Here is a 10243-nt window from a genome sequence, read left to right on the forward strand (position 1 = left end):
CAGACAAACCCCGACCGCCAAGCAAGGCGGCCGGGGTTAGCCGAAAGGCCCCTTGGGGTTACAATCCCGTGACGACGCCCGCGGCCGTGACGTCGACCTTGAGCGTGCCTTGGCCCGTGGTCATCACGCTGCCGCCGGGGGCGATGGTGATGACGGTGGAGCCGTTGGCGACGGCAGCGGTGACGGTGTAGCCGGTGCTGGGCGCGAGGTCGGCCACGAGGACGTAGGTGTCCTCGGTCGGGACCGTGAGGGTGAAGCTGCCGGCGATGGGCGCGGCGCTCTTGCTGAAGAGCACGGCGTAGTTGCCGGCGGCGTTGTGGATGATGGTGCCCTCGGCGGCGGCCGTGCTGAGGTTGCCCGCGGCGGCGGTGAGCGCGGTGACGTTGCCGGCTTGCGCGGCGGACGCAGAGGCGTCGAGCACGGTGAGCCAGGTGTTGGTCGCGGCGGGCGTGCCGGGGCGGACTTCGAGGCGGTAGACCTTGTGGTAGTTGAACAGGTCGACGGTGTTCACGACGTGGCCGGCGGGCAGCACGGTGGTCACGCGGCCGCGGAAGAGGTTACCCCCGAAAGCGGCGCGAGTGTCGAGGACGTCGAAGCGGTGCGTGCCGGCGGCGGCGGTCTGCTCGGTGGGAGCGGCGGCGACGTGCCACGCCATCCAGTTGTCGGTGGCGGCGTTGTTCACCGCAGTGCGGTCGTGCACGACGAAGAGTTGCGGACGCAGGTAGACGACGGTGCGAGTCCAGAGATCGATGGGGTGATCGCTGAAATACATCCCCTCGAGATTGGCGCCGCGCATGAGGACGTAGTCGGTGCCTTCCTCGAAGCGCGAGAGCGTGGTGGCGGTTTCGCCGGGGCCGGAAGCGCCTTGGCCGTAGTAGCCGCCGGTGCGGGCCGCGTAGTAGGTGTTGAAGATGCGGCGCGCGCCGGGGACGCCGTCGACGGGCGAGCGGTCGTAGACCTCGTTGTAGATGTTGGTGAAGACGCTGCCGGCGCCGTCGGAGGTGCCGGGGGTGTTGCGCAGGAGCGCGCCCCAAGCGTTGACGACGAACTGCACGCCGCCGCGCTGGATGGCGAGGCCGCCTTGGTCGAAGTGTTCCTCGGCCGACTGGTCGTAGCCGGTGTAGGGGCCGGCTTGGAACGAGGCCCACACGGCGTCGCTGGCCCACGAGCTGCGCATGGCGACTTCGCCGGCGCCGGGCGTGGCGTAGCTGAGCGCGGTGCGGTAGGCGGCGGTGGGCGCGGTGTTGTCGAAGAACAGGAAGTCGGCCCAAGGCTGGATGCTGTTCACGCCTTGCTGGCTGCGGAGGTCGAGCGTGTAGCGCTGCGCCATCGGAGTGTTGTCGCCGTTGGAGAGACGGAGGAGGCCGGTGTATTCGGTGGCCCAGGTGGCGTCGGTGGAGGTGAAGTTGTCGCCGTCGTAGATGAGGCCACGATCGGAGACGGTCTTCATGTCGGGCCAGGTGAACTGGGTGACCCACTTGACGTTGCCGTCGGGATAACCGTGCGGGTGCTCGGCGTCGTGGATGAGATCGAGGCCCTTGGCGGTGAAGGCGGCCGCGAGCGGGCGGAGCATAGCGAGGGTCTCACCCTTGCCGTAGCCCCAGCCGTCGGGAGCGGAGCCGCCACTGAGCCACTGCTGGTGGAAGGGTTGCACGAAGTTGAAGTGCACGCGAGTGAGCCAGTCGTTCCACATGGCGGGGCCTTGGGGATTCTCGCCTTCGGTGGCGAGGGCGCCGAGGGCCTTGGCCGAGTAGTAACCGGCGAAGTAGTTGCCTTGCGGGAAGGAGCGGCCGAAGCCGCCGGACTCGTAGTCGGCGATCCAGCGGTTGATCTCGGTGTAGATCTGCGCGCGGTCGGAATCGGTGAGGGTCTCGAAGATCCAGTCGTAACCGATCGCGAGCGCGGGCACGTAGGCGCGGATCGCCCAGCCGGAGTCGATCAGCGAGCGTCCGTGGTGGATCGGGTCGGAGAGGGCGAGGAGCACCTCGCGCTCCTTGGCGGCGTAGCGCGCGGCGCGGACCGGATCGACGGTCTTGGCGACCATGTAGCCGAGCGCGAGCTCGAAGGACGGCTGCATGTAATCGTAGTATTGGTAGCCGCCGCAGATGGTGTCGCTGGCGTTGGGCTCGTCAGGATAGGCGACGCGCCAAGTGACGTAGGTGTCGCAGGCGTTGCGGAGGCGAATCCAGGCGGGATCGTTGGCCTGCGCGCGCGCCACGAGAGCGGCGAGCGAAGCGGGCGTCACCCAGATGCGCGGGTGCGAGACGTTGCCGGTGCCGGGCACGTAGATCGTGACGACCGTGGAGCGCGTGCTGGTGCCGATCTCGTTGGTCGCGCTCAGCGTGTAGGTGGTGGTGGCGCTCGGTGAGACGGTGTAGCTGTTGCCCGTGACTTCGCCGATGTCGGGCGAGATGCTGATGCGATCCGCGCCGGAGACCGACCACTTGAGCGTGGAATTGGCGCCCGCCTGGATGAAGGCCGGCTGCGCGTAGAAGGAACCGATGACCGGAGCCGTCGGACCGGTGACAGTCACCGTCGTCGTGGCGGTGGCGCTGGAGCTGCCGAGCGAGGCCGTGATGGTGTAGGTCGTGGTGGTGGCCGGCGTGACGGTGTAGCTGTTGCCGGTGACGATGCCGGGGCTCGCGCCGACATCGGCGGCGATGGTGACCTTGTCGGCGTTGGCGACGGACCAGTTCAGCGTCGTGGAGGAGCCGATCGCGATCGTCTCCGGCGAGGCGGCGAAGGAGCTGATCGTCGGGGTCGGCGGCGGACCGACGCGCACGGTGAGCGATTTGAAGATCGTGGTGTTGGTTTCGCCGTTCCAACCGGAGACGGAGTAGCGAGTCGTGGTCTGCGGGCGAACGACGAGCGTGCCGTTGGCCGGGACGGAGCCGGGGTCGCCGCCGGCGTCGGCGGACATCCACAGGCTGCCCATCTTCGTGGTGGTCCAGGCGAGCGTGACGGCTTCGCCGGCCTCGATGCTGTCGGACGAGGCGGTGAAGGTGTCGATCGACGGGCCGGTGGAAGTGCTGACCGTGACGGTGGCCGTGCGCGTGACGCTACCGGCGGTGTTGGTGGCAGTGAGCGTGTAGGTCGTGGTTGCCGCCGGTGAGACATTGCGCGAGGTGCCGGTGACGGCGCCGATGTCGGGCGAAATCGTCACGCTGTCGGCGCCGGTGACGGTCCACGCCAGCGTGGCCGTGCCACCGGGCTGGATGGTGCTCGGCGTGGCGGTGAAGGAGCCGATCGTCGGGGCCGGCGCGGTGGCGGCGGAGACGGTGATCGTCGCTTGGGCCGACGCGGTGGCGTCAGCGGCGGAGACGGCCTTCACGTGATAGGTGCCGGCGACGGCGGGCGCGGTGTAGACACCGGAGCTCGTGATCGAGCCGCCGGCGTTTTCCACGACGCTCCAAGTGACGGATTGGTTCGTGCTGCCGAAGACGGTCGCGGCGAAGGTCGCGGTGGCGCCGGTGCTAAGGGATTTCGTGGTCGGCGAAACCGAGACGGTGACGCTGGTCGGCGCGCCGCCATCGGGGAGGCCGAACTGGTCGGCGGCGTTGGCCGCACCGACGCCGACGGCGCCGATGTCGTTGCCTGCGCCGCTCGTCGGATCGCCAGCGTCAATGAGCGGGCTGCCGGCGGTCGGCGTGTAGTAGTTGCGGTAGGTCGCGAGGATTTGCTGGAGCGTGAGGGTGCGGTTCCAGACGAGGCCGCGATCGATCGAGCTGTAGCTCGGCGGCGTGGGCGTCGCGAAGAGCGGATCGACCTGGGCGTTGACGTCGCCGACGTCCTGCGCCGGGTGGCGGCTGTCGTCGTAGTTGCGGAGCGAGGATACGCCGGGGTTGTAGAACAGGTTGTAGTTCGCGTTGACGGTCGCGGTCGGCTTGATGCTGACGATCGGGTTGCCGTGGAAGCGGTAGAAGACGTTCGACGCGATGGCGCTGGTCGCGCCGTCCTCGGCGAGGAGCGGGATCTGGTTCTGGCTCACGCCGAAGCCGTCGAGCGTGTTGTTGGTGAACTGCACGCCTTGCGGAGCGTAGACGATGAACACGCCCGCGCGGCTGTTGAAGCCTTCGGCGAAGACGTTGTGGTGGACCTGCGCGTTGCTCTGGCTGATCCAGAGCCAATCTTCGTCGGCGTTCAGCACGAGGTTGTAGCGGAAGATGCCGCCGGTGCCGCGCACGGGCCAGGAGCCGCCGCTGACGAGGTTGTGTTCGACGACGAGGTCGGCGCCGCTGTTCATCTCGAAGTTATTGCCCTGGCTCCAACCGCCAAAGTAGAGCTGCTCGGAGAGGTTGCGGCGGACTTGGATGCCGCTGCCGCCTTCGAGGGAAATACCGACGCGCGGTCCGATGAGGACGTTGGTGTCGGCGTCGGTCGAACCGCCGATGAGCCAGTTGCGGGCGTTCTTCACCTCGATGGTGGAGAGGCCGACGTTGTTGCCTTGGAAGAAGTGTTGCGCAGTCGAGCTGCCGAGGAGGCGGATGACGGGGTTCGTCGCGTCGGGACCGTTCGTGAGGTTGATCGGGAACTGAGCGACGTTCATATACATGTTCGAGCGGAAGTCGTTCGCACGGAGGACGGCGGTGGCGGAGCCGTTGGCCGTGAGGTCGAGCGAGTTGGTCGCATCGAAGACGCAGTTCTCGATGTCGATGGCGGAGGTCGTGGTGACCTTGATGCCGGGCGTCGGATCGAGGAGCACGCCGAGGTTGGTGACGTCGACGTTCTTCAGCGTGAGGCGGCCGGTCCACGAATCGCTCGAGCTGATGGTGAAGCCATTGCCGTTGAGGCGAACGCGAGCGGACGGCGAGCCGACGAGCTCGTAGTTGGCCGCGCCGGTGAGCACGACGTTTTCGGTGAGATTGATCACCTGCGCGTAAGCCGGCGGCTCGGCGACGGTGATGGACACGACGGCGCTGTCGAAGACCTTGCCGTCGATGAAGTGGCCGCGCGCCCAGACGCGGTGTTCGCCGGCGGGGAGGCCGGAGAGGTTGGTCTTGTAAACCCAGAACTCAGACTGGGAGCCGGGGATCGTGGCTTGGACGACGTCGTCCACCATGATCTCGACGGACGCGGCGCGGTGGCGGTCGGGCCAGTTATTGATGTCCTCCGCGGATACGAAGACGCGGATCGAGCCGGGCGCGAGGAACTGTTGGCCGGCGTTCGGGCTCATGAGACGGACGGAGTGCGAGCCGTCGCCCGGGGGATTGACCGGCGGCGTGACGACCGGGGCCTTGACCGTGACGGTGGCTTCGGCGGTGGCGTTCGAATCGGCGAGGGCAACCGCGCGGACGTGATAGGTGCCCGCAATCGCCGGAGCGATGTAGAGGCCGGCGCTGTTGATCGAGCCGCCGCCCGTTTCCACGACGCTCCACAGCACGACTTGGTTCTGGCTGCCGGTCACGGAGGCGCTGAAAGCCTGCGTGGCGCTGGTGTTGAGTTGGACGGCCGCGGGATTGATCTGCACGGTCACCGGAACGGGATCGGTGACGGTGACGACGACATCCTTCGTGACGCTGCCGCCCGTGTTGGTCGCCGTGATCGTGTAGGTGGTCGTCGCCGTGGGGCTGGCGGGCACGGACGTGCCGGTGACCGCGCCGATGCCGGGCGAAACCGAGAGCGTGTCGGCGCCGGTGACGTTCCAAGTCAGCGTGGTGGAGGAGCCGCGAACGATCGTGGCCGGATCGGCGGTGAAAGAGGTGATCGCCGGCGCGGGCGTCGCGGGCTTGACGGTGAGCTGGGTGTTGCTGTGCGAAACGACGCCGCCGGGGCTCGTCGCCGTCATGGTGTAGTTGGTCGTGACGGCGGGAGAGACGTCGATCGAGCCGGTGTTACCGGTGAGGGGGCCGGGGCTCTGGCCGACATCGGCCACGACGGAGATCGTGGCGGCGCCGCTGACATCCCAGATGAGGTGCGCGGTTTCGCCGACGGTGATGGAGTTGGGCGCGACGGCGAAGGAGCGGATCACCGGGGCCGGATCTCGCACGGTGATTTTCACGCTCGCGGTGACGGAGCTCGTCTCGTTCGTGGCGGTGAGGAGGTAGTTGGTCGTCGCCGACGGATGGACGTCGAAGGAGTTGCCAGTGACGACGCCGGGGGCGTTGCCGACGTCGGTGGCGATGGTGACGGTGGTCGCGCCGTTGGTGACCCACGAGAGAGTGGCGGTGCCACCTTGGTCGATCGTGGCGGGCTCAACAGCGAAGGAGCTGATGGTCGGCGCGGGCGGCTTCACGGCGACGGAGACAGTGCGCGTGACGGCGCCGGCGGCGTTGGTCGCGGTGAGCGTGTAGACGGTGTTCTGCGTCGGCGAGACGGAGCGGCTGTTGCCCGTGACGACGCCGGGGCTCGCGCCGACATCGGCGGCGATGGCGACTTCGCTGGCGCCGTCGACGGCCCAAGCGAGCGTCGTGGAACCGCCGGTGACGATGACCGTCGGCTCCGCGGTGAAGGAACCGACGACCGGAGCGCTCACGTTGACGGTGACGCTCTTGCTGTCCTGGCCGCCGGCATTGGCGGCCGTCAGCGTGTAGGTGGTCGTGGCTTGCGGCGAAACGCTGCGCGTGTCGCCCGACACGGCGCCGATGTCCGGCGCGAGCGTCAGCGTGGCGCTGCCGTTGACCGACCAGCTCAGCTGGCTGCTCTGGCCGGGGAAAATCGTGACCGGGGCGGCGGCGAAGCTCGCGATCGTGGGCGCCGGCGGATTGACGGTGACCGAGGCTGTGCGCGTGACGACGCCGGACTCGTTGCGAGCGGTGAGGGTGTAGGTGGTCGATTGCGCCGGGGTCACCGGGACGCTGTTGCCCGTGACGACGCCGGGGCTCGCGCCGACGTTGGCGGCGACGGAGATTTCAGCGGCGCCGTCGACGGCCCAGACGAGCGTGGTCGACTGACCTTCGGTGATGGTGGCGGGTTGCGCGGCGAACGAGTTGATCGTGGGCGGCGGCACCGGCTGCGAAACGGCGAGCGAAACGGTTTTGGTAACGGAGCCGCCGGTATTCGTGGCGGTGAGCGTATAGACGGTGCTGGCGGTCGGGCTCACCGGGACGCTGGAGCCGGTGACGGCACCGACGCCGGGGGAGATGGAAAGCGAAGCGGCGCCGGAAACCGACCAGGCGAGCGTGCTGCTTTGGCCGGCCACGATGGCGGGCGGAGTCGCGGTGAAGCTATCGATCGTCGGCGGAGCGACGGTGACGGTGACCGTGGTCTTCTTGGTGACGCTGCCGTTGAGATTCTTGGCGGTGAGCGTGTAGGTGGTCGTGGCGGCCGGGGTGACCGTGGCGGTCGTGCCGGTCACCGTGCCGAGATTCGGAGAGATCGAAACGGAATCGGCGCCGCTGACGGACCAGTTCAACGTGGTGCTTTGGCCGGCAAAGATGGTCGCGGGAGCGGCGGCGAAGGACGAGATGGTGGGCTTGGGACCGGGAGGAACGACGACGACGGGAATCGAGCGCGCACCGGTGCCAGCGGTGTTGACCGCGGTGACGGTGTAAGTGGTGCTGGCCTGCGGATAGACCTTGGTGCTGGTGCCGAAAACGTTGCCGAGGTTCGCGCCGGAGTCGGTGGTGACGGTGTAGTAGTTGGCTCCGGTGCCCGTCCAAGCGAGCGTCACGGCGGTGCCGGGAAGAACGGGCGAGGGCTTCGCCGTGAGCGTGTTGACGGTCGGCGGGACGATGACAGTGATCTTCTTGGTCTTGGAAACGCTGCCGGACGCATTCGTCGCGGTCAGCGTATACGTGGTGGTCGCGCTCGGCGTCACCGTGGCCTCGGAGCCCGTGATCGGGCCCACATCCGGCGAGATCGAGACCTGGGCGCCGTTCGAGACGGACCAATTCAGCGAGACACTCTCGCCGAGATTGATCGTGGTGCTACCGGATTGGTTGAACGAGTAAATCACCGGCCGGGCCGCATGGGCGGCGGGCACGCCGAAAAGCGCAGTCGCGACGGCGAGCAACGCGACAGGCAGGAAAGTTCGCAGGAGGGAGATCGGATTCATGTTTGGCTAAACGGACCTAACGGAATCCTCCCCGCAAACGGGCCAGTCGCTTGCATTTTACGAACGCCTTACAGGCTGACCAATCGGCTAAGGCGCAACGGCGCGCGGCGCCCGCGCATCATCGTAGCCCGTAGTAGATCGATTAACGTGCTCGGAGTTGCTCGCGGGCCAGCGCGGCATTGCGCGCATAGTCGGCGTTGTCCGGCGCGAGCCGGACGGCGGCCTCGAACTCGGCCAACGCCTCCCCCACCCGGCCGACGCGAGCGAGCGTCACGCCGCAGGCATTGCGGAGTCCCGCATGGTCGGGGCGCAGGTGCACGGCCTCGCGGATTTGCGCCAGAGCGGCGTCGTGACGGTCGAGCGCGGCGAGCACAGCGCTAAAATTGGCGCGGGCCTCGGCGTCAGCCGGCGTGAGCGCGAGCAGACGCTCGTAACGCGCGGCCGCCTCGGTGAAGCGGCCCGCCTGCGCGAGCGTGTTGGCGAGATTGTAGAGTGCACCGGCGAAATCAGGCCGCGCGCGCAACGCCGCCTCGAAGCGCGCGATGGCCTCGTCGACGCGGCCCTCCGCGAGGAGCGCGTTGCCGAGATTCGAAAGCGTGGTCGCGTCACCCGGACGCGCGACGAGTGCGCGCTCGAACAACGCGCGCGCCGCCGCGAAATCACCGCGCGCCTGCTGGACGTTGCCAAGGTTGTTCAAGGCCTCGGGCACCGGCTCGAGCGCGACGGATCGCTCCAGCCAGCGTTGCGCCGCGTCGACGTTGCCGTCGCGCAGGTAGTAATCGCCGAGCAAGGCCATGGCGCGGGCGTTGCCGGGACGCTGCGCGACGATCTGTTCATACATGGCCGTGCGTGAGGCGTAGAGGTCGTTGCGCAGCCACGTCGACACGCCGAGCGCGAGCACGAGCGGCGCAAACACGAACCACACACGCGCTCGCAGCCAAGTCACGCCCGCGGCCGCGACCAATACGCAAAGTCCGGCGAGCGGCAGATAGGTGCGATGTTCTGCCATCGTCTGCGTCGCAATTGGCACAACGCTCGAACTCGGCGCGAGCACCGTGAAGAAGAACCCCACCGCGAAGCCCCACGCCTGCCCGCGCCGGACCGCCCAGGCGGACGCTGCAAGGAGTCCTAGCACGAGAACCGCAGCAGGCAGCACGCGCGCCCAGTCGGTCACGAGCGGCGTGCCGTAATCGAGCACGAGCGGGTGCGGCCAGACAAAGAGCCGCAGGTAATGCGTGATCGCTGGCAATTGCGTGAGCGCATAGTCGCGCACCGAAACCGCCGTGCCAAAACCCGCGGTGCCACCGCGGCCCGCCGTCGAGAGCACCAGCGCGCCGAGCAGCAACCACGTGCCCGCGAGCGCCAGATGCAGTCGGCCGCGCTGCGTCCAGACGGCGCGCCACGAGCCGGCAAGGAACAGGCGGTCGTAGAGCGCGAGCACCAGCGGCGCGGTGGCCATGACTTCCTTCGACGCCATGCCCGCGAGACACGCGACGACGGCCGCGATCGGCCAACGGCGCCGCGCCGGTTCCTCGTGCGCGCGGATGAGAGAAAGCCACGCCGTCAGAAAAAACAGGGCGACCAACGACTCCGCACGCTGCACGACGTAGGTGACCGATTCCGTCTGCAGTGGATGCAGCAGCCACAGCGCCGCCGCGATGAACGCGACGAGCGAGGCGTCGGCCGACCAGCGCGGCGCGAGCGAGCGCTGCCGGAGCGTGCGACGGACGATGGCCGCGAGCAGCAGGCCGTTGGCGAGGTGGATCGCGAGGTTGAAAAGGTGATAACTCCACGGCTCGACGCCACTGAGGCCGCGATTCAGCGCGAAACTCAACGCGAGCAGTGGGCGCCCGCTGAGCGTGAGGCCGCCGTCGGCCGGCGGCAGCATGGCCGTGGAGAAGTGCTGCAACGCCGGGTTGTCGACCAGCGAAGCTTGGTCATCGAACAGGAACTGACCGCGAAAACTGTTGAGGTAGGCGGTGGCGGCGAGGAGCACGAGCAATGCGCCGGCAAGCCAGGGACGGTCGAGCAATCGTGAAAAAGTCGCGGTCAACGCGGGAGCGGTTTTAGGGCCTGGGCTCAACGGTTGGGGTCTTCGAGGTCCGCCTTCGCCGAGGCTTCAGCGGGCAAGTTTCTTTCGCCTCGCGAAGGAAACTTGGTGCTCAGGGGGGGACTCGAACCCCCATGCGGTTAAGCACAGGCTTCTGAGACCTGCGTGTCTACCAGTTCCACCACCTGAGCGGAGAGGAA

General features: G+C 68.0%; 2 protein-coding genes and 1 tRNA gene. All 3 read right to left on the reverse strand.

The window, feature by feature from the left end:
* Positions 1 to 58 precede the first annotated feature (58 nt).
* On the reverse strand, positions 59 to 7993 hold the full coding sequence (locus HZA32_03770; protein MBI5423178.1) for a hypothetical protein: 7935 nt from the start codon (positions 7991 to 7993) through the stop codon (positions 59 to 61).
* Between the two features lie 142 nt (positions 7994 to 8135).
* Positions 8136 to 10025 carry a tetratricopeptide repeat protein gene (locus tag HZA32_03775; GenBank protein MBI5423179.1) on the reverse strand — a complete coding sequence of 630 codons (1890 nt, stop codon included), beginning with the start codon at positions 10023 to 10025 and terminating at the stop codon, positions 8136 to 8138.
* A 124-nt stretch (positions 10026 to 10149) separates the two neighbouring features.
* Positions 10150 to 10234: transfer RNA gene (locus tag HZA32_03780), tRNA-Leu, on the reverse strand.
* Positions 10235 to 10243 lie beyond the last annotated feature (9 nt).

It is taken from the genome of Opitutia bacterium (assembly GCA_016217545.1).
In the GTDB taxonomy this organism is placed as follows: Bacteria; Verrucomicrobiota; Verrucomicrobiia; order Opitutales; family Opitutaceae; genus Didemnitutus.

Excerpts from the sequence above, each read along its gene's own strand:
- HZA32_03770 (MBI5423178.1), bottom strand. The coding sequence starts at position 7,993 with ATGAATCCGATCTCCCTCCTGCGAACTTTCCTGCCTGTCGCGTTGCTC.